General features: G+C 68.9%; 23 protein-coding genes. 9 read left to right on the top strand and 14 right to left on the bottom strand.

Annotated elements, in window-relative coordinates; all coding sequences use genetic code 11:
* Positions 1-44: 44 nt before the first annotated feature.
* From AAG801_RS01215 to AAG801_RS01185, 7 genes are all read right to left on the bottom strand, one after another.
* Positions 45-1,286 carry a porin gene (locus AAG801_RS01215; RefSeq protein WP_341886794.1) on the bottom strand — a complete coding sequence of 414 codons (1,242 nt, stop codon included), beginning with the start codon at positions 1,284-1,286 and terminating at the stop codon, positions 45-47.
* Between the two features lie 40 nt (positions 1,287-1,326).
* Positions 1,327-2,298 (bottom strand): quinone oxidoreductase, encoded by a 972-nt coding sequence (locus AAG801_RS01210; RefSeq protein WP_192193430.1) that lies wholly within the window; start codon positions 2,296-2,298, stop codon positions 1,327-1,329.
* 65 nt (positions 2,299-2,363) lie between these two features.
* Positions 2,364-3,347 carry a tripartite tricarboxylate transporter substrate binding protein gene (locus AAG801_RS01205; protein ID WP_341886793.1) on the bottom strand — a complete coding sequence of 328 codons (984 nt, stop codon included), beginning with the start codon at positions 3,345-3,347 and terminating at the stop codon, positions 2,364-2,366.
* A gap of 42 nt (positions 3,348-3,389) precedes the next feature.
* Positions 3,390-4,448: a 3-keto-5-aminohexanoate cleavage protein gene (locus AAG801_RS01200; RefSeq protein ID WP_341886792.1), complete on the bottom strand. Its 1,059-nt coding sequence runs from the start codon at positions 4,446-4,448 to the stop codon at positions 3,390-3,392.
* Positions 4,449-4,504: 56 nt separating this feature from the next.
* Positions 4,505-5,353 (bottom strand): TauD/TfdA family dioxygenase, encoded by an 849-nt coding sequence (locus AAG801_RS01195; protein WP_341886821.1) that lies wholly within the window; start codon positions 5,351-5,353, stop codon positions 4,505-4,507.
* 204 nt (positions 5,354-5,557) lie between these two features.
* Positions 5,558-8,242: a LuxR C-terminal-related transcriptional regulator gene (locus AAG801_RS01190; protein ID WP_341886791.1), complete on the bottom strand. Its 2,685-nt coding sequence runs from the start codon at positions 8,240-8,242 to the stop codon at positions 5,558-5,560.
* A gap of 53 nt (positions 8,243-8,295) precedes the next feature.
* On the bottom strand, positions 8,296-9,336 hold the full coding sequence (locus AAG801_RS01185) for an AraC family transcriptional regulator (RefSeq protein WP_341886790.1): 1,041 nt from the start codon (positions 9,334-9,336) through the stop codon (positions 8,296-8,298).
* A gap of 140 nt (positions 9,337-9,476) precedes the next feature.
* Here AAG801_RS01185 and AAG801_RS01180 point away from each other — a divergent pair, with 140 nt between their 5' ends.
* Both AAG801_RS01180 and AAG801_RS01175 read left to right on the top strand, forming a co-directional pair.
* Positions 9,477-10,040 carry an alpha/beta fold hydrolase gene (locus AAG801_RS01180; protein WP_341886789.1) on the top strand — a complete coding sequence of 188 codons (564 nt, stop codon included), beginning with the start codon at positions 9,477-9,479 and terminating at the stop codon, positions 10,038-10,040.
* Between the two features lie 56 nt (positions 10,041-10,096).
* Positions 10,097-11,335, top strand: a complete 1,239-nt coding sequence (locus AAG801_RS01175) for a porin (protein ID WP_341886788.1) — start codon at positions 10,097-10,099, stop codon at positions 11,333-11,335.
* Between the two features lie 53 nt (positions 11,336-11,388).
* Here AAG801_RS01175 and AAG801_RS01170 read toward each other — a convergent pair whose 3' ends face one another.
* Positions 11,389-12,360: a quinone oxidoreductase gene (locus AAG801_RS01170; RefSeq protein ID WP_341886787.1), complete on the bottom strand. Its 972-nt coding sequence runs from the start codon at positions 12,358-12,360 to the stop codon at positions 11,389-11,391.
* Between the two features lie 199 nt (positions 12,361-12,559).
* Between AAG801_RS01170 and AAG801_RS01165 the strand changes: the two genes are divergently transcribed.
* The 3 genes from AAG801_RS01165 to AAG801_RS01155 are packed head-to-tail and all read left to right on the top strand — an operon-like array spanning position 12,560 to position 15,514.
* Entirely contained in the window at positions 12,560-13,531 is a 972-nt protein-coding gene (locus tag AAG801_RS01165; RefSeq protein WP_341886786.1) for a tripartite tricarboxylate transporter substrate binding protein, read from the top strand.
* A gap of 31 nt (positions 13,532-13,562) precedes the next feature.
* Positions 13,563-14,405: a TauD/TfdA family dioxygenase gene (locus AAG801_RS01160; protein ID WP_341886785.1), complete on the top strand. Its 843-nt coding sequence runs from the start codon at positions 13,563-13,565 to the stop codon at positions 14,403-14,405.
* Positions 14,406-14,455: 50 nt separating this feature from the next.
* Positions 14,456-15,514 carry a 3-keto-5-aminohexanoate cleavage protein gene (locus AAG801_RS01155; protein WP_341886784.1) on the top strand — a complete coding sequence of 353 codons (1,059 nt, stop codon included), beginning with the start codon at positions 14,456-14,458 and terminating at the stop codon, positions 15,512-15,514.
* A 94-nt stretch (positions 15,515-15,608) separates the two neighbouring features.
* Here the strand turns inward: AAG801_RS01155 and AAG801_RS01150 are convergent, their stop codons facing one another.
* Together AAG801_RS01150 and AAG801_RS01145 are read right to left on the bottom strand one after the other, a co-directional pair.
* Complete coding sequence (locus AAG801_RS01150; RefSeq protein ID WP_101488873.1) at positions 15,609-16,649, bottom strand: AraC family transcriptional regulator; 1,041 nt, start codon at positions 16,647-16,649, stop codon at positions 15,609-15,611.
* A 28-nt stretch (positions 16,650-16,677) separates the two neighbouring features.
* Positions 16,678-17,670 carry a tripartite tricarboxylate transporter substrate binding protein gene (locus tag AAG801_RS01145; RefSeq protein ID WP_341886783.1) on the bottom strand — a complete coding sequence of 331 codons (993 nt, stop codon included), beginning with the start codon at positions 17,668-17,670 and terminating at the stop codon, positions 16,678-16,680.
* A gap of 238 nt (positions 17,671-17,908) precedes the next feature.
* Here AAG801_RS01145 and AAG801_RS01140 point away from each other — a divergent pair, with 238 nt between their 5' ends.
* From AAG801_RS01140 to AAG801_RS01125, 4 genes are all read left to right on the top strand, one after another.
* Positions 17,909-18,967, top strand: coding sequence for a 3-keto-5-aminohexanoate cleavage protein (locus AAG801_RS01140; protein WP_341886782.1), 1,059 nt, complete (start codon positions 17,909-17,911; stop codon positions 18,965-18,967).
* Positions 18,968-19,080: 113 nt separating this feature from the next.
* Entirely contained in the window at positions 19,081-20,235 is a 1,155-nt protein-coding gene (locus tag AAG801_RS01135) for an SRPBCC family protein (protein WP_341886781.1), read from the top strand.
* A 130-nt stretch (positions 20,236-20,365) separates the two neighbouring features.
* Positions 20,366-20,971: a TetR family transcriptional regulator gene (locus AAG801_RS01130; protein ID WP_341886780.1), complete on the top strand. Its 606-nt coding sequence runs from the start codon at positions 20,366-20,368 to the stop codon at positions 20,969-20,971.
* A 42-nt stretch (positions 20,972-21,013) separates the two neighbouring features.
* The gene (locus AAG801_RS01125; protein WP_341886779.1) at positions 21,014-21,991 is read left to right on the top strand and encodes a nitronate monooxygenase family protein; all 978 of its coding nucleotides are present in this window, start codon (positions 21,014-21,016) and stop codon (positions 21,989-21,991) included.
* Positions 21,992-21,994: 3 nt separating this feature from the next.
* Here AAG801_RS01125 and AAG801_RS01120 read toward each other — a convergent pair whose 3' ends face one another.
* Genes AAG801_RS01120 through AAG801_RS01105 form a run of 4 tightly spaced genes read right to left on the bottom strand, consistent with a single transcriptional unit; the run spans position 21,995 to position 26,127 of the window.
* Positions 21,995-22,507: a spore coat U domain-containing protein gene (locus AAG801_RS01120; protein WP_341886778.1), complete on the bottom strand. Its 513-nt coding sequence runs from the start codon at positions 22,505-22,507 to the stop codon at positions 21,995-21,997.
* Positions 22,477-24,822: a fimbria/pilus outer membrane usher protein gene (locus tag AAG801_RS01115; RefSeq protein WP_341886777.1), complete on the bottom strand. Its 2,346-nt coding sequence runs from the start codon at positions 24,820-24,822 to the stop codon at positions 22,477-22,479. Before AAG801_RS01115 ends, AAG801_RS01120 begins: the two co-directional genes overlap by 31 nt.
* The gene (locus AAG801_RS01110) at positions 24,800-25,570 is read right to left on the bottom strand and encodes a fimbria/pilus periplasmic chaperone (protein WP_341886776.1); all 771 of its coding nucleotides are present in this window, start codon (positions 25,568-25,570) and stop codon (positions 24,800-24,802) included. Before AAG801_RS01110 ends, AAG801_RS01115 begins: the two co-directional genes overlap by 23 nt.
* Positions 25,571-25,596: 26 nt before the next feature.
* Positions 25,597-26,127: a spore coat U domain-containing protein gene (locus AAG801_RS01105; RefSeq protein ID WP_341886775.1), complete on the bottom strand. Its 531-nt coding sequence runs from the start codon at positions 26,125-26,127 to the stop codon at positions 25,597-25,599.
* Between the last annotated feature and the right edge of the window lie 122 nt (positions 26,128-26,249).

Below are 26,249 nucleotides of genomic sequence, written 5' to 3'. Positions count from 1 at the left end.
CACCGAAGCGACGGCGCGGGGGCGCCGCCGCGGTTGTCAGGCGCTCAGAACGCCATGCGAATACCCACGTCGTAGCCCAGCGCGCGGTGCGGCTGCATGCCGTTGGTGGTCGCATAGGCCGGCTGCGGAAAGATCGCCGGCAGGCTCAGCACCAGCGGCGTCACGCCCATCACGGTCGGGTTGTTGCGGCCGTTGGCAATGTGGATGCGCGCCACAGAGGCGTACAGCGCCGTGCGCTTGGACAGGTTGTGCACATAGCCCAGCGCCAGCTTGTTGACCGACGAATTGCCATCGGGCAGGCCCAGGCCGTTGACGAAGCGCACGCGCGCATACGAGGCGCGCACCACGCCCGCGCCCAGCGGCACGTTCACGCCGGCCATGAGGCCGTCGTAGCGGTCGCTCAGGCGCAGCGAACCGCTGGCGAACGGCGTGGCGCTGTTGCGCACATCACGCACGCGCGACCATTCGCCGAACACTTTCACCACGCCGAAGTCGTACGAGGCCCCGATGTTCAGGCTCTTGATCTTCTCGCTCTGCGCGGCGGCGCTGGCCAGCGTGCTCTCTCCGTAGCCCAGCGCCACGTCGGCCGGACCGCTGGCCCAGCCGATGCGTCCGCCCACGTAGCGACCGCGCTGCGAGGGGCTGTCGGGCACGTTGCTGACCTTGGTGTTTTCGTGCAGCGCGTACTGCACCTGACCGTAGAAGCCGCCCAGGTTCGACGGCAGGAAGTAGCTGATGGCGTTGCTCGTGCGCAGGTAGCTGTCGGTGCCCGCCGAGAGGCCGCCGTTCAGCAGGCCGCCGGTCGCCAGCGCACGCGAAGCCGCGATGTTGCTGTTGACCACCGCGATCAGGTTGGTGCCCACGCCGTTGACGCTGAAGGGATCGAACACGGCGTCGTTCCAGAACGAGGCCGTGTAGTCGCGGCCCAGGCGCACTTCACCGAAGGGGCCGCTGAGGCTCAGCGTGGAGCGGCGACCGAAGTTCGCGATGCCGCCACCCGTGTCGTTGCTCAGCGGCGCTTCGAGCCAGAAGCTCGCGGCCAGCCCGCCGCCCAGGTCTTCGGTGCCGCGAAAGCCGATGCGGCTGGATGCATTGCCCGAGGGCGACAGCGCGGTCTGGCTCTGGCGCAGCTCGGCGGGGCGCAGCGGGTTGTACGAACTGCTGGTGGTGCGGTAGTGGCTGACGCCCGCGTCGACCACGCCGAACAGCGTGAGCGAGGACTGGGCGAGGGCGGGGCCGGCGGCCAGGATGGCTGCGGCGGCGATGAGGGTCCTGTTCTTCTTCATGGTCTTGTCTCCTGCTCGTTGTGTTTATTCGTGGGGGTGTTCAGGGCACGAGCACGGTGGCGCCGGTGGTCTTGCGGCCTTCGAGCGCGCGGTGCGCCTCGGCTGCATCGGCCAGCGCAAAGCTCTGCTGCGGCTCGCTCACGATGCGCCCGGCCAGCACGTGGCCGAACAGCTCGTCGGCCATGCTCAGCATGTGCGGGCGCGGGTGGATGTAGTGAACCATCGCGGGCCGCGTGAGCCAGAGCGAACCCTTCGCGGCCAGCACCTGCGAATCGACGACCACGGTGCCAGAAGACGTGCCGTTGCTCACGAGCGTGCCGCGTGGCTGCAGGCAGTCGAGCGAGGCTTCCAGCGTGTCCTTTCCCACCGAGTCGTACACGACGGGCACACCCTTGCCGTCGGTGATCTCGCGCACGCGTTGTGCGATGTTCTCGCGCGAGGTCACGATGGTGTGAGCGCAACCGTTGGCCTTGGCGACGGCGGCCTTCTCGTCGGTGCTGACGGTGCCGATCATCGTGACGCCCATCGCACGTGCCCACTGGCAGGCGATGAGTCCCACGCCGCCGGCGGCTGCGTGATACAGGATGGTCTCGCCACCTTTGAGCGGATAGACCTGGCGGAACAGGTACTGCGCCGTCATGCCCTTCATCATCAATGTGGCGGCGGTGCTATCCGAGATGCCATCAGGCAAAGGGATCAACACATCAGCCGGCATCACACGCACCTGCGAGTACGCACCCTGTGGCCCGAGCAGATAGCCCACGCGATCGCCCGCGCGGATGTCGGTCACGCCCGGGCCCACGGCCTCGACCACGCCCACGGCATCGGAACCGAGGCCATTGGGCAGTGCGAGCGGATAGCGTCCGGTGCGGAAATAGATGTCGATGAAGTTGACCGCGATGAGGCTGTGGCGCACGCGCGCCTGGCCCGGGCCGGGCTCGCCGACCTCGACGTGTTCGAGCTTGAGCACGTCGGCGCCGCCGGTTTCGTGGAAGCGGATGGCTTTGGACATGTCTTGTTCCTTGAGGGGGTCTGTATCGGACGCACGCGACGCAGTTCAGGCGTCTGCGTGCACGCTCACTGGTTGAGCTGGATGTTGTAGGTCTTGACGATTCGCGCGTTGCGCTCGTACTCGTCGTGCGTGATCTTCGCGAGCTGCTCGGGGCTCTCGCTGGTCATCGGCACAAAGTTCTGCGCGATGAGCCGCTCCCGCACCTTCGGCGAGGAGGCCGCCTTCGTGAGGACCGCATTGATCCGCTTGACGAGGTCGTCGGGCATCCTGGCCGACACGATGGCGCCGGCCCAGTTCGAGAAGTCGATCTCGTCGAAGCCCTGCTCGGCCATCGTGGGCACGTCCGGAAGCTGCGCCAGCCGGGTCTTGGCCCCGACCCCGAAGACCTTCACCTTGCCGGCCTTGATCAGCGGCAGCGACGTGACGATGCCGTCGAACAGGATGTCGACCTGGCTGCCCATCAGGTTCTGCAGCGCCGGCGGCGAGCCCGGGAACGGCACATGCTGCAGGTCCAGCCCCGCCTTCCTGGCAAAGATGGCGCCGGCGTAGTGCGAGCTGGTTCCCGCGGAGTACGAGGCGTAGCTGCCCGGGCTGCCCTTGCCGGTCTTCAGGTAGGCGATGAGTCCCTTCAGGTCGTTGGCCGGCACCGTCGGTGCGCTCACCAGCACCATCGCCGAGCGCGCCACCATGGTCACCGGCTTCACGTCCTTGACCGGGTCGAAGCTGGTCTTCATCACCAGGGGAATCTCGGTCAGGATGTTGCTGACCATGAACATGATGGTCTGCCCGTCGGGCGGTGCGCTGTTGAGGGCCTGCACCCCGATGGCGCCACCGGCACCCGGCTTGTTGTCGACGATCACCGGCTGCCCGATCTCGGCCGAGATCGCTTCGGACAACACGCGGGCCACGACGTCCATGGTGCCGCCGGCGGGCGCCGGCACCACGATGCGTACCGGCTTGGTGGTCCAGGCATGGGCGAGCAGGGGCGCGGCAGCCAGGGCAACCGCCCATGGCCTCAGGCGGCGAAGGATGTTTTGAGTCTTTTTCATCGCGATGTCTCCAGGTGTTCTTGTGCCGGCGGTGCGTGGGGCTCAGGCCGCCTTGCGCAGGAAGCCCTGCTGCCGGCCCGGGGCGTTTGGCGCAAAGCCGTTGGCCGCCAGCGATGCTTCGGTCGTGTCGTAGAAAACGCCGATCTTGGACATCTCGCGTGCCTGCCGGCCCGTGGCGATGGGGCGGCCGAATTCGCGCGAGATGCGAACGAGTTGCTCGACTTGCTTGGCGGTGCCGATCTTGGCCGAGCGGTCCTGGTTCCACAGGTTGTCTTCGGTGCCGGTGCGCACGTGCAGGCCCATGGCGATGCCCATCATGTTGATCGGCAGCACGTTGAGCACCGAGGCCTCCACCGTCACCACCGCGCCGTCGGGCACGGCGCGCATGAAGTTGGCCAGGCTGTAGACGTTGGGCACGTCCATGCCGCCGCCGATGGCCACCCAGTTCATGACCAGCGGGCCCTTGTAGATGCCGCGGCGCATCAGCCGCTCCACCGACTCGAAGCTGTTGATGTTGTAGCACTGGAAGGCGCTCTGGATGCCAGCCTTGGTCAGTCGGCGGATGTGCTCCTCGGCCCAGCCGGGCTGCGAAGGCACGGTCATTTCCTTGTAGGCGTTGAAGGTGGCGGGGTCTTCCATCGACGTGCCCTGGATGTCGCGCAGGTCGAACTGCTCCATCACGTTCATCTGCGAGGTGTTGATGGTCACCGTCACCTGGTCGGGCTTGGGGTCGAGCTCGGCCAGCATGTGGCGCGTGTCGTCACTCAGCCACTTGGCGGCCGCACCGTCGGTCTCGGGTGCGAAGCTGATCGAGCCGCCCACCTGGATGATCATTTCGGGCACGGCATTGCGCACGCCGGCGATCAGCTCGTTGAACTTGGACAGGCGCTTGCTGCCCCGGCCGTCGAGTTCGCGCACGTGCAGGTGCAGCACGGTGGCGCCGGCGTTGTAGCAGTCCACCGCGCGTTGGATCTGGTCCTCCATGGTCACGGCAATCTCGCCGGGGAAGTCCGAAGGCATCCATGAAGGCGCATACGGCGCGGCGGTGATGATCAGCGGCTGCTGGTTTTCGGGGAACAGATGGCCGTCGAGAAAATTCATGGCAAGACCTCGGGAGAAAGGAAGAGAAAGAAAAGAGAGGAGGGCGCAGCGCCCGCTCAGAAGACCGCTTCGCCGACGATGCCGGCGCGTTCCATCTTTCGATGGCAGGGCGGGTAGTCCATGACCGCGTAGTGCTGGGTCGAACGGTTGTCCCACATGGCCACGTCGCCCGGCTGCCAGCGCCAGCGCACCTGGTACTCGGGGATGGCGGTCTGGCTGATCAGGTACTGCAGCAGCGCCGAGTGGCCCTGGGTGTAGTCCTGCCCGTAGCGCACGTTGGCCGGCGTGTGGAAGTTGGTGAAGTGCGTCGTGAAGCCGTTGACGAACAGAATCTTCTCGCCCGTGTCGGGGTGCGTGCGCACCACGGGGTGCTCGGCGTCGGGGAACTGGGCCTTCAGTGCCAGGCGCTTCTCGGTGGGCATCGCGGCGCCGAAGGTGGCCTCGATGCTGTGGCGCGCGCGCAGCCCCGCAATCTGCTGCTGGATGTGCGCGGGCAGCTTCTCGAAGGCCAGCACCATGTTGGCCCACATCGTGTCGCCGCCGACCGGTGGGCACTCCACGCAACGCAGCACGCAGCCGAAGGGCGGCTTCTCGCGCCAGGTGGCGTCGGTGTGCCAGCTGTTCTCGTAGCGATCGACCGGCGTCTCGGGGTTCTTGTAGATGCGCACGAGGCCCGGGTGCTCGGGGTCGCTGCCGATCACGGGGTGGTCCTCGAGCTCGCCGAAGTGGCGGGCGAAGCTGACGTGCTCGCCGCGCGTGAGTTCCTGCTGGCGGAAGAACAGCACCTTGTGCTGCACCAGCAGCGCGCGAATCTCGGCGGCCAGGCCCGCGTCGCGCGAGGCCTCGGCCAGCGACACGTGGCGCAGTTCGGCGCCGATGGCGCAGGTCACGGGGTGGACCTGGATGCCGCGCGTGTGCACGGCGGGGGCGGCCCCGTTCGAGAGGCCTGGCTGGATCGTGGAACCCATGTGTCTTGTCTCCTGTGCCGGTCGTGGCAGTGACCGTGCTGGGAGCAAGAATAGGTCGGGGCCCCTGCGCGCGCCCCCTCCTCGCGGGAGGGGGAACCGGCTCTGGAGGGGAGGGACAAACCCTCGCCCGCTCACGCTTTTTCAGCGTTCGGGGCCGAGCAGTCCCAGGATGCGCGCGCGCTGGACCACCTGCGTGCGCGTGCCGGCGTCCAGTTTGGCGAACAGGTTCTTGACGTGCCACTTGATGGTGGTTTCGCCCACCTGCATGGCGCGCCCGATTTCCTTGTTCGACAGGTTGCGCGCCAGCAGCGTCAGCACCTCGCCCTCCTTGGGCGTGAGCACGGCGCCGTGCGTCGTCACGGGCGGCACGGGCGCGGGCGGCGTCGTGGCTGTGGCAGGGGCGAACGGCGTCTCGGGCTGCGCGCCCTCGGCCGCGAGCGTGCCGACCCAGGCGCCCAACTCGGGGTGCGCGTCGGAGAACACGCGCTGCAGCCCGTAGGCGCGCGCCAGGTCCATCGCCTCGCGCAGCAGCGCCTGCGCGGGCTGGCCGCAGCGCTCCAGTGCCAGCGCGCGCAGGCCCAGCAGCTCGATGTGCAGGCCGCCCTGCTTGCGCTGGCGTGCCTGTTCGTCGGCACGCGCGAGCTGCGCGAGGGCGCCGGGCCAGTCGCGCGCGGCGATGGCCGCGTGGGCGTGCGCCACATCGCGCAGCCCCTGCACGCTGCGCCGCCACAGCGGGCCTTGCGGCAGCGCGGGGTCGGCCAGTTGCGCGTCGATGCGCTCGCACAGCTCGCGGCAGGTCTGGGCGCGGTGGCGCTGCGCGTGCAGGCGCACCTGCTCGGCCAGGCTGGCGATGCGCAGCCGCGGCAGGCGCCGCGCGGCACCGGCCGCGTCGAGTGCGTTCAGCAGTTCCAGCGCGCGGTGCTCGGCGCCTTCGGCCGCCGCGATGCGCGCCGCGGTGCGGTAGGCGAGCAGCAGCGATTCGGGCAGGCCGCTGTGCTCCAGCACGTCGAGGCGGTCGGCCAGCAGCAGGGCGGCGTCGCCGGGCAGGTCGCGCTCCCAGGCCACCGCGGCGAGCAGCGCGGCGAGGTTGCAGCTGAGGCGGTGGCGCCGGCCCAGCTCGGCCTCGGCACCGGCCACGGCGGGCCGCAGCAGCTGTTCGGCCAGCAGCACCTGACCTTCCCAGGCATAGCTCAGGCCGATGACCAGTTCGCTCCAGCGCCGGATGTAGTCGATGCCGGGGCCCGCCTGCCCGCGCGCGACCTGCTGCTGGCGCAGGCGCGCGAGCGCCGGCTCGCCTTCGAGCAGCGCGCGGTAGGCCATGCGGTTGGCGTGCGACTGCAGCAGCAGCGGGTCGGTGATCGGCACGGCCTCGGTCCACGGCGCGTGCAGTTCGACGAAGTGGTCGGGGTCGTCCGCGAACACAGCGGCGCCGCCGAGGATCAGCGCGCATTCGCAGCGCAGCGCATCGCTCGCACCGGGTTGTGCGAGCAGGCGTGCCACGAAGCGGCCGGCTTCGTCGTGCCGCTCGCTCGATGCGAGCGTCCATGCCGCGGCCAGCAGCAGGCGCGGGCGGCGGTCGAGCTCGTCGGCGGGCAGTTGCGCGAGCCATTCGAGCACGGCGGACTGCCGGCCACGCCGCATCAGCGATTCGTACACGCTGCGCTCCGCGAGTTCGTAGGCGGTCTGGTGCTGGCCCGCGCTCAGCGCATGGTGGGCGGCCTCGTCGATCAGGTCGTGCGCGGCCAGCCACTGCGCCGCGCGCGCATGCACCGCCACCTGCTCGGCGGCGTCGAGCGCGCCGAAGCGCTGGCGCAGCACGTCGCGCGCCAGCGCATGCATGCGCAGCCACTCGCCCCCTTCAGCGGCGGCGAACACCGGCGTGTCGTTGCTCAGCCGCGCCAGCCTCGCCGCGGCGTCGTCGGCGCCGGACACGGCCTGGCACAGCTCGGGGTGCAGCAGGTCGAGCACGGCGATGCGGACCAGGAAGTCGCGATCCTGGGGGTCGAGGTTGACCAGCAGCAGCCGCACCAGCTCGCTCTGCAGCTCGCCGGCCGCAGCTGTCATGTCGGACAGTGCGGCGTGCGCGTCGGCCCCGCGCGAGATGATCGTCGTCGCCAGCTGCAGGCCCAGCGGCCAGCCTTCGGTCAGCTCGTGCAGCCGCGCTGCCATGTTGCGGTCGACGCGCGCGCCGAAGCGCGCGTGCACGAGCTGCAGCGTTTCGTCGAGGCTGAACTTCAGCAGCGCGGGGCCGATCTCCACGCACTGCCCGTAGGCCACGAGGTCTTCGATGTCGAGCCGGCCGTCGGGCCGCGTGGCGATGAGCGTGCGCACGTTGGGCGGCGCGTTGCGCAGCAGGTAGGCCAGTGCCTCGCGCGAGGCCGGCGGCAGCCGCTCGGCTTCGTCGATGACCAGCACCACGTCGAGGGCCGCCTGCGTCAGCTCCGACAGCAGGGCCGTGACGCTGCCGAGGTTGCCGGGCCGGTCGTCTTCGAGCACGCTGCGCCCGAACGCGGGGCGGCCCATGGCCACGCGCAGCGCGAGCGCCAGGCTCTGCACCAGCCGGCCCGGGTCGTCGTGGGTCTGCGCCGAGACCCAGGCCACCGGCATGCCCATCGCCAGGTACTCCAGCCGCCACTGCGCCAGCAGCGAGGTCTTGCCGAAGCCCGACGGCGCCTGCACCACGAACACCGCGTGGTCGCGCAGCGCGTCGGCGGTGGCCAGCAGGCGGGCGCGCGACACCAGGTGGCGCGGCACGCGCGGCGGTGTCACCTTGAGCAGCAGGTCGCGGGGGGCGCCGGTCGCACCGGTCGTCGGGAAGGTGGCCAAGTCGTTCGTGTCCGTGGTGTCTGCAGGAAGGAGGGCGGCGCCGATTCTGCGCGTCAATCGTGCGCCTGCCGCGCGGCGGCGCGGCGGCGACCCGCACTGCGTTGGGCGCGGCTTTCTTTCGCGCTGCAGCCGAACTGCGCGTGGAACCAGCGCGACAGCCCGCTGGGCGCCGAGAAGCCGAGCAGCGTCGCCACCTCGGCCAGCGGACGGTCGCTCTCGAGCACGTGGCGCGTGGCGAGTTCCTTGCGCACGTCGTTGACGATCGACGAGAAGGTCTGCCCTTCGTCGGCGAGTCGGCGCTGGACCGTGCGGCACACCACGCCCACGTGGTCCGACACCTGCTCGATGGTGCAGCGCCCGCTGGGCAACAGCAGCAGCACCGCGCGCCGCACATCGTCGTGCAGCGCATCGCCGCCCGGCCGAGCGGCGGCGTCGAGCAGCTGCTGCGCATAGCGCGCCATGGCCGGGTCGGCCGACGGGTTGGGTGCGGCCAGGTCTTCGCGCGCGCAGACGATGCAGTTGAAGTCGTGGTCGAACGCGAGGGCCGGGCCCATCACGCGGCGGTGCGTGCGCAGGTCGCGCGGCGCCGGGTGCGCCAGGCACACGCGCCGCGGCTGCCAGTCGGCGCCGAGAAACTGCCGCATGATCCGCAGCATCACGCCCAGCGCGAGTTCGATGCGCTGGCGCGTGGCGCGGTTGGCCTTGCCGGGCTTCACCTCTTCGCGGATGACCACCACCTGGTCGAAGGCCTCGACCATCAGCGACAGCGAGCCGTTGAGCAGCGGCAGGTAGCGCATCAGCACATCGAGCGAATCGCGCAGCGTGGGTTGTTCGCGCACCAGCAGGCCGACGGCGCCCAGGTTGGACAGGCGCCGCGACTCGGCCATGCACAGGCCGAAGCTCTCGTTGCCCGAACGCTCGGCCGACGACTGCAGCAGCGAGGCGACGGCCTCGACGGGAATCATGAGGTCGGGTTCGTCGAGCACGCTCGGGTTCAGGCCGGCATCGAGCAGCATGCGCACCGGGTCCAGTCCACTGGCACGGGCGACATCGCTGTAGTTGGTGAGACTGGCGGCGCGGACCAAGGAAGACATCGAAAACCTGAGCACTGGAGTGGCATCGAAGGGTAAGTGGCTGGCGCGCAATGTCAATCGGGGGAACACCGCCGTCACCAGAATCCGGGGCAACGCGATGCACTGCCATCGCTCTCCAACGCCCTTGCTGAAACGTGCCCATGACCCCTCCGATTCCCACCACCGTTCTCATCGTGCCCGGCCTGCGCGACCATGTCGCCGACCACTGGCAGACGCTGCTCGCGGCCCGGCTGCCGCGCGTGCGCAGCGTGCCGCCGCTCGAGCACGACAAGCTCAGTTGCGCGGCGCGCGTCGACGCGATCACACGCGCGCTGCAGGACATCGACGGGCCCGTGGTCTTCGTGGCACACAGCGCGGGCGCGATCATGGTGGCGCACTGGGCGCAATCGCATCGCGCGGACCGCATCCGCGGCGCGCTGCTCGCGACGCCCGCGGACCTCGAGACGCCGCTGCCCGCGGGCTACCCCACGCACGACGCACTGCAGGCCCACGGCTGGCTGCCCCTTCCGCGTCTGCCGCTGCCGTTCCCCAGCATCGTGGCCGCGAGCAGCAACGACCCGCTCGCGCAGCTCGATCGCACACGCGACCTCGCGCAGGCCTGGGGCAGCCGCTTCGTCGAGCTGGGCGCGGTCGGGCACCTGAACCCGCAGGCGGGCTTCGGCGACTGGCCGGGCGCTGACGCGTTGATTCGCGAGCTCGCCTGAGCGGGCCGCGCTTCGCAAAAAAAGAATTTCATCCACAGCCATCGGAGACACCGGGCATGCGCATCAGACCTTTCATCCTTGTCGCGGGAACGCTGGGCGCCGTCGGCGCCAGTGCCCAGTCCTCACTCACCGTGTTCGGTGTCATCGACGCAGGCATCAGCCGCTACACGACGAAGAGCGAGACCTACGGCGCCGCTGCGCTGCTCGGTTCGCGCACGGCGGGCCAGCGCCAGACGGTGCTGTCGCCCTCGGGCCTGAGCTCCAGCCGCCTGGGCTTTCGCGGCACCGAAGACCTCGGCGGCGGCCTGGCCGCGAGCTTCTGGCTCGAGGCGCCGCTGAGCAACGACACGGGCGGCGGCATCGCGAATTTCGGACGCCGCTCCACGCTGAGCCTCAGCGGTCCCTTCGGCGAAGTGCGCCTGGGCCGCGACTACACGGCTTCGTTCTGGAACGATGCGGTGTTCGACCCGATGACGGTCAACGGCGTGGGCACGAACCTCATCGCGGTGGTCAACAGCAACATCGCGGCCTCGCGTGCGCTGGCTACAGGCGGCCTGCTGAACGGCGGCCTCTCGGCAGGCACCGACAGCTACCTGCGCACGAGCAACGCGATCAGCTACTTCCTGCCGGCGAACCTGGGCGGCTTCTACGGCCAGGTGCAGTACGCGTTCCCGGAGAACATCAAGGTCGAAGGCCCTGGCGCCCCGGCGGGCACCGGCCAGCGCGGACGCTATGCCGGCGCCCGGGCCGGGTGGACCGGCGGCCCCGTCGACGTGGCGATGGCCTACGGCGAAAGCACGGTGGCCGACACGGCGCTCAACAAGGAGCGGATCAAGAGCTTCAACGTCGGCGCGTCGTACGACTTCGGCGCGGCCAAGCTGTTCGGCGAACTGTCGCGCGTGAAGGATGTGCGCGAAGGCCCGCTGTTCGCGCGCATCAGCGACCGCTACGACGGCGCCTTGCTCGGCCTCACGGTGCCGGTCGGCCCGGGCCTCATTCGCGTCTCGTACGCGAAGGTGAAGTTCGACAACGGCTTGCCGGTGCCGAACGGCGACGCCAGCACCAACAAGTTCGCGGTCGGCTACGTGCACCACCTGTCGAAGCGCACGGCGCTGTACGCGTCGGTGGCGCGCATCCGCATCCGCGACGGCCACAACAACCCCACCGTGATGGGCGTGACGCCGCTGGTGCTGAGCCTGCCCGCGATCTTTCCGCAGGCGAGCTACACGAACACGGGCGGGTTCCAGCCCCGCGGCGCAATGGGCTACGACGTCGGCATCCGGCACGCGTTCTGAGCGTCTGCGAAACAAGGGGGCGAGGCCATCGGCCTCGCCCCCTTGTTTTGTGCTCAGGGCACGAGCACGGTGGCGCCGGTGGTCTTGCGGCCTTCGAGCGCACGGTGCGCCTCGGCTGCATCCGCCAGCGCAAAGCTCTGCTGCGGCTCGCTCACGATGCGGCCGGCCAGCACGTGGCCGAACAGCTCGTCGGCCATGCTCAGCATGTGCGGGCGCGGGTGGATGTAATGCACCATCGCCGGCCGCGTGAGCCAGATCGAGCCCTTGCCCGCGAGCACCTTGGTGTCGAGGACCACGGACCCCGACGACGTGCCGTTGCTCACGAGCGTGCCGCGCGGCTGCAGGCAGTCGAGTGACGCGTCCAGGGTGTCTTTGCCCACGGAGTCGTACACGACCGGTACGCCCTTGCCGTCCGTGATCTCGCGCACACGCTGGGCGATGTTCTCGCGCGAGGTCACGATGGTGTGCGTGCAGCCGTTGGCCTTGGCGACGGCGGCCTTCTCGTCGGTGCTGACCGTGCCGATCATCGTGACGCCCATCGCACGCGCCCACTGGCAGGCGATGAGGCCGACACCACCGGCCGCTGCGTGATACAGGATGGTCTCGCCACCCTTCAGCGGATAGACCTGGCGGAACAGGTACTGCGCCGTCATGCCCTTCATCATCAATGTGGCGGCCGTGCTGTCCGAGATGCCATCGGGCAGAGGGATCAGCACGTCAGCGGGCATCACACGCACTTGCGAGTACGCACCCTGCGGCCCGAGAAGGTAGCCCACGCGATCGCCCACACGGATGTCGGTCACACCCGGCCCCACGGCCTCGACCACACCCACGGCATCGGAACCGAGACCATTGGGCAGTGCGAGCGGATAGCGTCCGGTGCGGAAATAGATGTCGATGAAATTGACGGCGATGAGGCTGTGGCGCACGCGCGCCTGGCCTGGGCCGGGCTCGCCGACCTCGACGTGTTCGAGCTTGAGCACGTCGGCGCCGCCGGTTTCGTGGAAGCGGATGGCCTGGTTCATGGTGCGTCTCCTGGAGTGTCTGGGTGCATGGAAGCGCCCATTCTTGCGGCGCACCGCAGCGACCGGAAGTGCGGTCGAAGGGATGTCCCAAATCGACAAACGGACGCCCCAATAAAGCAAGAACCGAGGGCGGGGTGCGCCGGATACTGGCGGCGTTGGCCCACCGAGGCCTGCGTGACACAAGAACCGGAGACACCCCATGAAACTGCTTCACTTTGTACGCACCGCCGCCGTGGCGCTGGTCGGATGCTCGATGGCCCTCGGGGCCTGGGCGCTGGGCGACAAGCCCCTCAAGCTCATCGTTCCCGCGCCGCCGGGCGGCACGATGGACATCGTCGCCCGCGTCGTCGGGCAACAGATGGCACTGGACATCGGCCGTCCCGTGATCATCGAGAACCGCCCCGGCGCGGGCGGCTCGATCGGCCTGCAAGCGATGCTGCAGGCGCCGGCCGACGGCAACACCATCGTGATGGCCGCGAGCAACGTGCTGGCCGAAACGCCGCAGCTCGTGAAGATGCCCTTCGATCCGCTCAAGGACGTGGTGCCCATCGCCTCGGTGGCGCGCTCGGGCGTGGTGCTCGTCACGGCGGCGAACTTTCCGGCCAAGGACTTCCAGGGCCTGGTCGCCGAGCTGAAGAAGCGCAAGGGCAAGAGCAGCTTCGCCAGCTACAGCCCCGGCACCGTGTCGCAGTACGCCGGCCTGATCCTCAGCGACCGCGCCGGGCTGGACATGCAGCACGTGGGTTACGCCGGCTCGCCGCCCGCGCTGCAGGACCTGCTGGGCGGCCAGATCGACGTCATGTTCGACGGCATGCTCACTTCGATGCCGCTCATCAAGGCCGGCAAGCTGCGCCCCTATGCCTTCACCGGCAAGACCCGCTCGCGCTTCCTGCCCGACCTGCCGACCACCACCGAGCTCGGCTACCCCGACCTGCAGTTCCGCGGCTGGGTCGGCTTCATCGGCTCCGCCAAGTTGCCGGCCGACGTGCTGGCCAGGCTGCAGGCCACGATCGAGAAGGCCGCGCAGGTGCCTTCGGTGCTGCAGAAGCTGAACGACGTGGGCCTGGAGCCCGAGCTGAGCATCGACACGCCCGCGCTGATGGTCGAAACCCGGGCGCTGTCCGAGCGCAACGCCGCCATCGTCAAGAAGTACCGCATCCAGGCGAACTGACCCGCACCCGCCATTCCACCGGAGACCTCTCATGAAGATCAGACCCATCACGCCGTCGATCGGCGCAGAAATCACCGACGTCCACCTGGGCGAGGCCGCGCGCGACGCCGAGCGCTTTGCACCGATCCGCGCCGCGCTGCTCAAGCACAAGGTGCTGTTCTTCCGCGGCCAGGACATCACGCGCGGCGAGCACGTGGCCTTCGCCAAGCGCTTCGGCGCGCTGGAAGACCACCCGGTGCTCGGCTCTGACCCCGACCATCCGGGGCTGGTGCTCATCCATCGCAGCGACAACAAGCACAGCTACGAGAACACCTACCACTGCGACGGCCTGTGGCGCACGACGCCGCCGCTGGGCTCGGTGCTGCGCTGCATCGAGTGCCCTGAGATCGGCGGCGACACCATCTGGGTGAACATGGTGCAGGCGCACGACGAGCTGCCCGAAGAGATCAAGCAGAAGATCGCCAAGCTGCGCGCCAAGGCCAGCATCGAGCATTCGTTCGGCGCCGTGATGCCGATGGAAGCCCGCCTCAAGCTGGGCCAGGACAACCCGCCGGTGGAGCACCCCGTGGTGCGCACGCACCCCGAGACCGGCGAGAAGGTGCTCTACGTGGGCAGCTTCACCACGCACTTCGTGAACTACAGCACCCCCGAGAACGTGCGCCACGGCATCGACAAGACGCCGGGTGCGGCGCTGCTGCTGAACTACCTGCTCAGCCGCGCCACCATTCCCGAGTACCAGGTGCGCTGGTCGTGGCAGCCGGGCGACGTGGTCGTCTGGGACAACCGCTGCACGCAGCACTACGCGCTGAACGACTACTGGCCCGCGCCGCGAAAGATGGAACGCGCCGGCATCGTCGGCGACGTGCCGTACTGATCCGTGCGCTCCCTTCCGACCTCCGCATCGCAACCCGAAAGCGCCACGCCATGAACTTCCTCGACGGCCATCTCTTTCCCGAAAACCAGCAGCCGCTGATCATCACCGCCGCGCCGTATGCACCGGGCTGGCTGCCTTCCGACTTCCCGGGCGAGATCCCGGTCACGATGGAAGAGCAGATCCAGAAGGCGGTCGATTGCTACAACGCCGGCGCCACGGTGCTTCACTTGCATGTGCGTGAACTCGACGGCAAGGGCAGCAAGCGCCTGTCGAAGTTCAACGAGCTGATCGCCGGCGTGCGCCATGCGGTGCCTGAAATGATCATCCAGGTCGGCGGCTCGATCAGCTTCGCGCCCGAGAGCGAAGGCGCCGCGGCCAAGTGGCTCAGCGACGACACGCGCCACATGCTGGCCGAGCTGGAGCCCACGCCCGACCAGGTGACGGTGACGGTCAACACCTCGCAGATGAACGTCACGGAGCACGCCGAGCTGGCCGACTTCAAGGGCACCTCGCGCGAGATCCCCGCCATCTACGAGGCCTACAAGGAGATGACGGTGCCGGCGCAGCCGGGCTGGGTCGAAGAGCACATCCGCCGCCTCACGAAGGCCGGCATCCAGAGCGCCTTCCAGTGCTACAACATCAACAGCTTCGAGTCGGTCGAGCGCCTGATGCGGCGCGGTGTCTACAAGGGCCCGCTGGTGATGAACTGGGTGGCGATCAGCGGCGGCATGGACGCGCCGAACATCTACAACCTGGCCAACTTCGTGCGCGCGGTGCCCGACGGCGCGGTGCTCACGGTGGAAAGCTCGGTGCGCAACGTGCTGCCCGTGAACATGATGGGCATTGCGATGGGCCTGCACGTGCGCTGCGGCACCGAGGACGTGCTGTGGAACCAGACGCGCTCGGCCAAGATCGGCACGGTGGCGCAGATCGAGCAGCTGGTGGCAATCTCGCGCCAGTTCGGCCGACCGATCGCCACGGCGCAGCAGGCGCGCGAGATCTCGAAGATCGGCGTGTTCTACGAGACGGCCGAAGAGTCGCTCGCAGCCAATGGCTTCGCGCCCAATCGCAACGGGGGCAACCAGGGCTTCCTGCGCAAGGCGGCTTGAGAGAGAAGGTGGTGATCATGACAAGGCGCTTCACACACGCGGTCTGGCGCCTGCTGGAGGGCCTCTCGCATGCCCTGCGCCTCGAAGCCCCGGTTCAGAACGCGCGCACCGCGCCCTGAGCCACCGCGCCGGCCGTCTGCTTGCTCCACTGCGAGGCGCTGCAGCCGAAGTGATGGCGGAACCAGTGGCTGAAGCTGCTGGGCCCTGAAAACCCCAGCAGCTCGGCCACCTCGCTCAGCGGCAGGTCGCTGTCGCGCAGGTGGCGCTTGACGAGGTCGGAGCGTACGTGGTCGAGCAGGCTGCTGAAGGTGAAGCCTTCGGCCTCGAGCCGGCGGTGCAGCGTGCGGCGGTCGACACGCAGGTGCCGCGCCACTTCCTGCGCCGTGCAACCGCCACCGGGCATCAGCGCCAGGATGAGTTCGCGGCAGGCTTCGCGCGTGCTCTCACCGCGGTCTTTCAGCGCCGCATCGAGGTACTCGCGCGCAAAACGCGCCGCGCCCTGATCGCCCGATTCGCGCGGCTTGCGCAGGTCGGCCGCCAGGCACACGAGGCCATTGAAGTCCTGGTTGAACTTGACGTGGCGTCCGAAGAAGGCGCGGTGCGCCGACACGTCCGCCGGCGGGCGGTGCGTGAAGCACACCTGCTGCGGGCGCCACTGCGGATCGATGAGTTCGCTGAGGATGCGGAACATGATGCCCACGGCCAGCTCCATCGACTGGCGCATCGGCAGCCCGGGGCTGGGCAGCAGGTCTTCCTGGATGATGACCATGTCGCCCGTGTCCTCGAGGCGAAAGCTCAGCGAGGCGTTCACCAGCTTGAGGTAGCGGCCCAGCGTGTCGAGCGCGTCGCGCGGCGTGGGCTCTTCCTTCAGCACGACGCTGATGGGACCCAGGGCAGAGAGCTTGCGCTGCGCCGCGAGCCGCAGCGCGAAATCTTCGGTGCGCGTGGCGCGCGCGGTGATCTCGAGCAGCTCGCGCACGGCGTCGCCGGGGATCAGCGTCTCGGGGTGCTCGAGCAGCTGGGCCTTCAGCCCCACGGTGCGCATGAAGGCATGCGGGTCCCGGCCGAGCGACTGCACCAGCTCCACGTAGCCGCTGAGGCTCGCGCTGCGCATCAGTCGACCGAGGTGTTTCATGGTGGCTGTGGGAAGGGCCCCGTGATGCTCATTCGGGGCTGATCTTGAGTTTCAGTTTCTCGATGATGGCCCGATTGTGGGCGGTCGTGGCGTCCAGCGTCTGGCGCAGCTGCGGCAGCGACATGTCGCGGGGCGGATCGTAATTCTGCGCGAGCAGGGCCTCGCGGAACTTCGGCGACTGCACCGCCCTGGCCACTTCGGCGTGGATTTTCTCCTGCAGCGCTGGCGGCATGCTGCTGAGCACGAACACGCCCACGCTTGCATCGGGCATCACGAAGTCGGGCAGGCCCAGCTCGCCGAAGGTGGGCACGTCGGGCAGGAAGCGCGAGCGCTTGGCCGACGCCACGGCCAGCGCCTTGATCTTGCCGCTGCGGACCAGCGGCGTGACGTTGCTCACCACCTCGAACGTGAGCTGCACCTGGTTGCCCATGAGGTCGACCAGCGCGGGCGCCGAGCCCTTGTACGGCACCACGAGGATGTCGTTGCCGCTGCGCTCGCGCAGCATCTCGCCCAGCAGGTTGGAGCGCGTGCCCGTGCTCAGGTTGGCCACGCTGAGCGTGCGCGGGTGCTGCCTGGCGTGCGCCAGCAGGTCCTTCACCGTGTTCGGCGCAAAGCCGGTGTTGGCCACCAGCACATGGACCATGCCGGTCACTTCGCCGACGTAGGTGAAGGTCTTCAGCGGGTCATACGGCGTCTTCACGGTGAGCGGAATGTCGGACAGCACGCTCGACGGCGACACCATCAGCGTGTAGCCGTCGGCCGGCGCGCTCATCAAGGCGCGCTGGGCGATGACCGTGGAGCCGCCCGGCTTGTTGTCGACCAGCACGGTCTGGCCGAGGTTCGTGCGCAGATGCTCGGCGAGCAGCCGCGCCGACGCGTCGGAGATGCCGCCGGGCGGCGCGGGAACGATCAGCCGGATGGGCTTGTCGGGCCAGGGCTGGGCTTGGGCCGACGCCGTGCCCATGCCGCAGCACAGCGCGGCCAGGAAGAGAAGGGGAGCTCGCAGCAGATGCAGACACATGAAGTTCGTCCTCAGGTTGAAGAGACAAAGGCGAGCGGATTCTGGGTGCCACCTCCCCCCGAGTGCTTGGCGCCAGGCGCCGGTCACTTACCCAATCGCGACAGAAAAACCTGTTTTTGCAGCGGCCGTTTCAATGCCCCAAAAAGACAAAACATCGCCCCAGATGAGCAAGAAGTTTTCTCCGCTGCGCCAGACACTTTTGGCGTCAGAACCACCTTCCCACCGGAGACACACCCTCATGAACTTCCTCGACGGCCACCTCTATCCCGAGAACCAGCAACCCCTGATCATCACGGCCGCACCCTATGCGCCGGGGTGGATTCCCGCCGACTTTCCGGAAGACATTCCGGTCACGATGGAAGAGCAGATCCAGAAGGCGGTCGACTGCTACGAAGCCGGCGCCACCGTGCTGCACCTGCATGTGCGCGAAGCCAACGGCAAGGGCAGCAAGCGCCTGTCGATGTTCAACGAACTGATCGCCGGCGTGCGTGCCCGTGTGCCCGAGATGGTCATCCAGGTGGGCGGCTCGATCAGCTTCGCACCCGAGGACGATGGCTCTGCCGCCAAGTGGCTCAGCGACGACACGCGCCACATGCTGGCCGAACTCACGCCCAAGCCCGACCAGGTGACCGTGACCGTCAACACCACGCAGATGAACGTGACCGAGCACGCCGGCCTGGACGACTTCAAGGGCCTGTCGCGCGGCGACCCGCGGCTGTACTCGACCTACAAGGACATGATCGTTCCCTCGAACCCCAGCTGGGTCGAGGAGCACATTCGCCGCCTCACGGCCGCGGGCATCCAGAGCGAGTTCCAGTGCTACAACATCAACAGCTTCGAGACCATCGAGCGGATGATCCGCCGCGGCGTCTACAAGGGCCCGCTGGTGATGAACTGGGTGGCGATCAGTGGCGGCATGGACCAGGCGAACATCTACAACCTGGCCAACTTCTTGCGCGCCGCACCCGACGGCTCGGTGGTCACGGTCGAGAGCTCGGTGCTCAACGTGCTGCCCGTGAACATGATCGGCATCGCCCTGGGCCTGCATGTGCGCTGCGGCATCGAGGACGTGCTCTGGAACCAGACCCGTACCGGCAAGATGAGCTCTGTCGAACAGATCAAGCAACTGGTGCGCATCTCGACCGAGTTCGGCCGCCCCATCGCCACCGCGCAGCAGGCGCGCGAGATCATGAAGATCGGCGTGTTCTACGAAACCACCGAAGAGACGCTGCAGGCCAACGGCTTCGCGCCCAACCGCAACGGCGCCCAGCAGGGCTTCCTGCGCAAGCTGGCCTGACACCTCTGTCTCGGGGGCGATTGACGTACCGACTGGTCAGTCGGTAGACTGGGCCGATCTTGCAGCTCACCGGGCTTCACCGGGCTGCATCGCATCGCACAGAAAGCCCCCCGATGAGCGAGAACTTCGCAGCCGAACTCCATCGCCGCGCCACCACGGCCCTGCAGGCCGGGCGCGCCGACGCGCAAGGGGAGGGCGAGCGCGTGCCGGTCGGCCAGTACACCGACGAAGCGATTGCGCGCGACGAGCGGCGACTGCTGCAGCGGCATCCGCAGCCGGTGGCTTCCAGTGCATCGCTCGCCTCGCCGGGCGCGTGGCTGTCGCTCACGCACACCGGCGTGCCGCTGCTGCTGGTGCGCCAGGAGAGCGGGCAGGTGCAAGCCTTCCTGAACGTGTGCCGCCACCGCGGCGCGCGCGTGGTGCCCGAGGGCAGCGGCAGCGAGGCGCGTGCCTTCGTCTGTCCGTACCACGCGTGGACCTACAAGCCCGACGGCGCCTTGCGCGGCGTGCCGGAATCGTTCGGCTTTCCGTGCCTCAAGCAGGAAGAGTCGGGCCTGCGCCGGCTCGCCACGGTCGAGCGCGCGGGCGTGGTCTGGGTCGTGTGCGATCCGTCGATGGCGGACAGCGACCCCGGCGCGCACCTGGGTGCGCTCATGGACAACCTCGAATCGCTGGCCGGGCTGCGCGCGCCCGTGGCCTATGCGCCGCGCACTTATGAGGTCGAGGCCAACTGGAAGCTGCTGGTCGACGGTTCTTTCGAGGCGTACCACTTCAAGGTGGCGCACCGCGAGACCATCGCCCACATGTTCCTGCACAACCTGCAGGTCATCGACGAGTTCGACCTGAACCGGCGCCTGTACCTGCTCAAGGCGAAGTTCCAGGAACACGCGCCCGATGTCGTCGGCTTCGATCCGCGTCGCTACGGCAACCTGACCTACTTCTTCTTTCCCAACACGACCATCCTCGTGCAGCCCGACCATGCGCAACTCAGCATGCTGGAGCCGCTGGGCGCCACGCGCACGCGCGTGCACGAGCTCACGCTGATTCCAGAAGCACCCGCGTCGGAGAAGGCGACCGCGCACTGGGACGCCAACGTCGCGCTGTACCGGCGCACGCTCGCGGAAGACTACGCGTTGGCCGAATCGATCCAGGCCGGGCTCGCATCGGGCGCGAACGACGCGCTCAGCTTCGGCACCTTCGAGTACAGCGCGCCGCGTTTCCATGCGCAGCTCGCGCAGCAGGTGGCGGCGATGCCGGCCGCACGCTGACGCGGGGCGGTGTCGCGCGTGCAACAACCAGACCACAAGACACAAGAAAGAATGGCGCGCCTCGCGTCTGATCGCCGGTCGCGTTGTCGCGGCATGCGCTCTTCTGCGTGACGCTTTCCAGAATCGACCGATGGCCACCCTTGCCCTTTCCCGTAAAGAAATAATCCTCGCGCGCGCCGAGCAGCACTTTGCCGACCATGGCTTCCAGGGCGCGTCGCTCTCGGCCATTGCGCGCGATTGCGAGGTCGGCAACCCGGGGCTTCTGCATCACTTCCCGAGCAAGGAGGTGCTGTACCGCTCCGTGCTCGAAAAACAGGCCGAGGACCTGACGGCGCGCATCTGCAAGCGCGTCGAGGCGGCCCCCGACCTGCCCGCGCGGCTGCAGGCGTTCGTCGCGCTGCAGGTCGAATGGATGCACGCGCGGCCCACGGGCTTCAAGCTCGTCACGCGCGAACTGCTCGACAACGCCGAGCGCATCCAGCATGCGCAGGCGCGGCCGCTCGAAGGCTTCCTGCAGGCCAGCCTGGCCCTGGTGGCTGCAGCGCAGAAGGCCGGCCTCGTGCGCGACGACCTGTCGGCCGTGGTGGTGCTCACGCTCATCTTCGGCACGCTGAACTACGCAAAGATGGCGCGGCCCACCTTTGCCAAGACCTTTGCCGAGCCCGCGCTGAAGAGCGACGCGGCCTGGATGAAGGCGATGGCGCGCGATGTGTTGCGCGTCATCTCGCCGCCCTGATTTTTCTTTCTCTCCAGCAACCCCCGACCAAAGGACGTTCTCTTGAAAACCCGCATCACCGAACTCTTCGGCATCCGTCACCCCATCATCCAGGGCGGCATGCACTACGTCGGCTTTGCCGAGCTGGCAGCGGCCGTCTCCAACGCCGGCGGCCTGGGGATCATCACGGGCCTCACGCAGAAGACGCCCGAACTGCTGGCCCGAGAGATCGCGCGCTGCCACGAGATGACCGACAAGCCCTTCGGCGTGAACCTCACCTTCCTGCCGACCTTTGCCTCGCCGCCGTACCCCGAGTACATCGCGGCCATCGTCGAAGGCGGCATCAAGGCCGTGGAAACCGCGGGCCGCAGCCCCGAGGCCTACATGCCCGCGCTGAAGGCCGCGGGCATCAAGGTGATCCACAAGTGCACCTCGGTGCGCCATGCGCTCAAGGCCGAGCGCATCGGCTGCGACGCGGTGAGCGTCGACGGCTTCGAGTGCGGCGGCCACCCCGGCGAAGACGACGTGCCCAACATGATCCTGCTGCCGCGCGCGGCCGAAGAACTGAAGATCCCGTTCGTCGCCTCGGGTGGCATGGCCGACGGCCGCAGCCTCGTGGCCGCGCTCGCGCTGGGCGCCGAGGGCATGAACATGGGCACGCGCTTCATCGCCACGAAAGAAGCGCCGGTGCACGCCAACGTGAAGCAGGCCATCGTCAACGCCTCCGAACTCGACACGCGCCTGATCATGCGGTCGCTGCGCAACACCGAGCGCGTGATCAACAACGCGGGCGTGGAGCGCCTCATCGAGATCGAGCGCATCAAGGGCGACGCGCTGAAGATCGACGACATCATGGACCAGGTCGCCGGCATCTACCCGAAGGTGATGACCGAGGGCCACATGGACGCCGGCGCCTGGAGCTGCGGCATGGTGGCGGGTTTGATCCACGACGTGCCCAGCTGCGCGGAGCTCATCGACCGCATCATGGCGCAGGCGGATGAACTTATCGCCAAGCGCCTGGCGGGCATGCTGAGGGGTTGAACCTCAGTAGGTCACCGTCACCGTGATCGTGCTGGCGTAGCCGCCCGGCGCCACGTACTGGCCGGGCGGAATGCGGCCGTAGACGGTGTAGTTGCGCGTCACCGTCGTGCCTATCACGGAGGCGGTGATGTTGTAGCTGTCCGGGACGCTGTTGAGTCCCCAGACGGCGGTTCGCGCGTTGTCGGTGTAGAGGTTGTAGCCCAGCGGGCCGCCGACCGGGCCCGTCATCTGCCGGTTGGCGATGGAGCCGGTCGGGCCCGCGTCGAGGCTGATCGTGTAGGACAGGGTCACCAACAGAGCGACCAGGGCGGTGACCTTGCCGACGACGGTGATGGTCGTGGTGTTGTCCTTCGGCGTTGCGACGGCGGGGTCGTAGTTGCCGAATGCCAGCGGCGCTGCCACGCTGACGGTGGCGGAGCAGGTGAACGCGCCCACGCCCGTGCATCCGGCCAGCGACGCGCCCGGGGCCAGCGCCAGCGCGGCCGTCAGCGCGGAGACGACGACACGGGTTCGCATCGGTAAGGTCCCATTGAAGGCAGTGCGCCGGCAGCGCGGTCGGGCGCGCCCAGCGTGAAGCGGCAATGCCCGCTCTTCCATCGCGCCTCGAAGCGTTCGTTCGGCTGCGGGTCGTCCACTGACACCAGCCCGTTGAAGCCCGACAGCAACGACGTGCCGCGCGCCGGCCGCACCACATCGATGCCCGGCGGCAGCGGCGTGCCGTCGGGCAGCAGCACCGTGACGTTCGCCACCACGTCGCGCGCGATGTCGAAGCTCGCCTGCGCCACGCCCTTGTAGCGCGGCACCACGCGCAGCACGTCGCTGCGCACCTGCGCCTCGATCGGCAGGTCGCCGTTGTCGATGCTGATGTGGTTCGGCTCGTAGGCGCGCAGGCCCGAGACGACGGCGCGGCCTTCGCTGTCGGTGATGGTCCAGGGCTGGTTCTCTCGGTAGACCTGCACGTTCGCGGCACCGGGCACGGTCACCAGCGCAAAGGCGTCATCCGACTGGCGCGTGGCAAAGGCCAGACCGCCCGCGAAGCCGACGGCGCCGCTGGCGCGCACGCGCGCCGCGGTCTGGCCTTGCGCGCGCGCCGCTTCGGCCGTCAGCATGCCGTAGCGCCCGCGCCAATCGACACTGGCTTCGCTGCGCGCGTTCTCGCCGTCGGCCGCGCGCAGCCGGTAACCCCAGCCCATTTCGCCGGGCGGCTGCTGCACCAGCTCGGCCACGGCCGAATGCCGGCCCGTGTTCTCGCGTTGCAGCGAGAGCGACGCATGGCGGCGCTCGCCCAGCGCGAAGGTCAGGCTCACGCCGACCGAGGTCGTGGGGCGCTGGCCGTCCTGGCGGGTGCGGGCCACGTAGGTGCCGAGCCAGGCGCTGCCGCCAATGCCGATCGACCAGCTGGCGGTGGTCACGCCCACGCGCTCGCCGGTGTTGTAGTGCAGCTGCGTGTGGCTGGCGCCGAGCGTGCCGTAGCGGCCGAGCGAGCGGCCGGCGAACACCTGGGTCTGTGCGTCGGTATGCACCGGGCTGTCGTGCCAGGCGATCTGCGTGAAGCCGCGGCTGGCCACCTGCCGGCTCACCGAGAAATTCCATTCGTCGCTGGTGCGTGTGTAGGCCGCGCGCCAGAGTCGGCCGGTGCCGCCGTCGCGGTCACGGCTGGCTGCGCCATGCAGCGAGAACTCGCCCACCGTGCCCCAGACCCAGGTCACGCCGGCGCCCGCAGTCTGGCTGCGCGCGCTGGCCTCGCCGCGCGCCTCGACCGTCACGCCGTCGTTCACGCCGTAGCGCCATGTGCCTGCGACGAACGGCGGGCCGTAGTCAAAGCTGCGCTCGCCGTAGCGCAGTCGCGTCCAGCCGGCTTCGAGCGAATAGTCGGACAGCCCCGCGCGCAGCAGGTTCGAACTCACGTAGTACGGCGTCGTCACTGTGCGTTGCACGCCGAGTGCGTCGGTGACGGCGAAGCGCATCTCGCCTGCGCCGGTGAGCACGGGCACGTCGCTGAGCGCGAACGGGCCGGCATCGACGCGGCGTTGGTACCGCAGCGTGTCGTTCACGTAGACCTCCACCGCCGACGGCACCGCCGCGCCGCCGCGCAAGGTCGGCATCGGGTAGCTGATGTAGCCGGGCTGCAAGCCGAAGCGGGTGCCGAACTGCACGCCGCCGAAGCGAAAAGGCGTGGACCACGCGGCAGCCTGCGTGACTGCATCACCCACCGTGAGGCGCGTGAGGCGCGCGGGGTCGTCACGGCGGAAGTAGCTGTCCAGCCGCGTCGCACCGCGTCCGCCGAAGGCCGACTGGCCGGTGACGAAGCTCGTGCCCACCAGGCCCCATTCACCGGAGGCCGCCGCATCGAAGTAGCCCGAGGCGCGCGTGCCTTCGCGGTCGTGCTGCAGGGCCAGGTCGTAGTTGAGAAAAGCCCCGAAGGCCGAGGGCGACAGCGGCGGGCGGTCGTGCAGGTGCGCATGCACGGTGCCGACCGTGAACGCCTCGGCGGGCACGCTCAGGTCGACGCTCTGCGCGCCTTCGTCGAGCTGCAGCTGCGCGCCGGGCAGCGCGCGCAGGTCGTAGTAGTCGGTGCCCTCGCGCCGCAGCGCCGCAGTGGCGGGCCGCACCAGGCGCCAGGCCGCGAAGTCGGGTTCGGCCGCCAGCAGCTGCGTGCCGCGCCGCAGCAGCGGGCGCGGCGCGGGCTGGGTCAGGCCGTTGATGCGCACGTCGAGGATGGCGGGCTGTACCTCGCCCGCCGCATCGGGGGCCCCCGTCTGTGCGCAGGCCACGCGCAGGCCCAGCCAGCCGCAGCAGACCCAGAGGCTAGCGCGGTGTGGCAGGCGCACGGGGCACGCGCACGGTGGCACTGGACGACGCCTCGGGTGCATCGGTGGCGGCCTCGATCTGCAGGCGGGTGTCGGGGGGCAGGGCGGGCAGCTCGATGTCGATGGCGGCCGACTGCCCCGCCAGCGCGTACTGCGACAGGCTCTTGCGCAACAGCTCGGTGCCGTCCTCGCGGCGCAGCACGAGCTGCGTGACCTGGATGTGCTCGCTGCCCTGGTTGTCGAACACCAGCCGCCAGGCGGTGGCTGCCGTGCCCGTGGTGCGGCCCGCAGGCTGCAGCGACCATTGCAGCGCGCGGTGCAGCTGCAACGGCGGCACGAACACCGGCACGCCGATGCGCAGCAGCGTCTGCACCTTCGCGCCCTCGCCGTCGTCCGCCGGCAGGGCCTGGTCGCGCGGCAGCTGGCGCAGAAAGATGCGGTAGCTGCGCTCGGTGGCGTCGGCCGGCACCTGCAGCCCGAGGCGCACGATCTGCCGCCCGCCCGGCGGCAGGCGGAAGATGGCCGGGTTGACCAGCACATCGCGCGTGGGTTCGTAGGCATCGCGTCCGTCCTGCTGCGACCACGCCACCACCTCGGCTTGCACGGCGACCTCGGTGTCTTCGGCGTTGCCCATGGTGAGCGAGGCGACCGGGCGCTGCGGCGTGAGCACGATGCGCAGCGGCGCCACGCTCAGGCTGGTCGCGGCGGCAGGGGGCGCCAGCATCAGGCCCGCCCACAGGGCGGACCCCAGCAGGAATGCGCGGCGCATGCCGGTCGGGCGTGCAGTCAATCCGGTCAGTAGGTCAGCGAGACCGTGATCGTGTCCGTGTAGTCGGTGGCCGGCGCCGCGGCGTACTGCCCTGTGGGAATCTGGCCGTAGATCGTCTGCGTCTGGGGCAGCCCACTGCCGACGTAGCCGGTGCCGGCGACGCTGTTGTCCCAGTTGGTCAGGTGGCCGCTGTCCTTGAACAGGCTATAGCCCAGCGTGTTGTTGCCGGCGGCCGACGAGGTGCTGGTCATCACGCGTGACGCGACGGTCGCGCCCGAGCCGTTGCCCGCGCTCAGGCCGATCGAGTAGGGCGTGCCGAAGGTGCAGGTGACGTTGAGGCTGGTGGTGCCGTTCAGGGAGGCGGCCGACGGGTCGTAGCTGCCGAACGCCAGCGTGGCCGGCGTGCTCATCAGGCAGGCCTTGAGCACGGTGGCCGTGACCTGGAAGGTCGTGGTCGTGGTGACCGCCAGCGCGGAGGGTGCCAGTATCAGCAGGGCGCCGACGGGCAGCACGGTACGGGCCAGGGTGCGAAGGAGGGGGCGGAGCAGGTGGCGCATCGGACGGGACCTTTCATCGGTGGACTGGAAACCCAGGAACGACAGTGAAAATCCACCCACCGGTTTCAGTAGTGGGCGCCCCCTTTCTAACCAATCTCTCCCCGATGGGACATAGGACGCGG

The organism is Variovorax sp. YR752, assembly GCF_943372545.1.
Note: the sequence above shows the minus strand (reverse complement) of the source record. Positions and strands in the feature narration are given on the sequence as shown.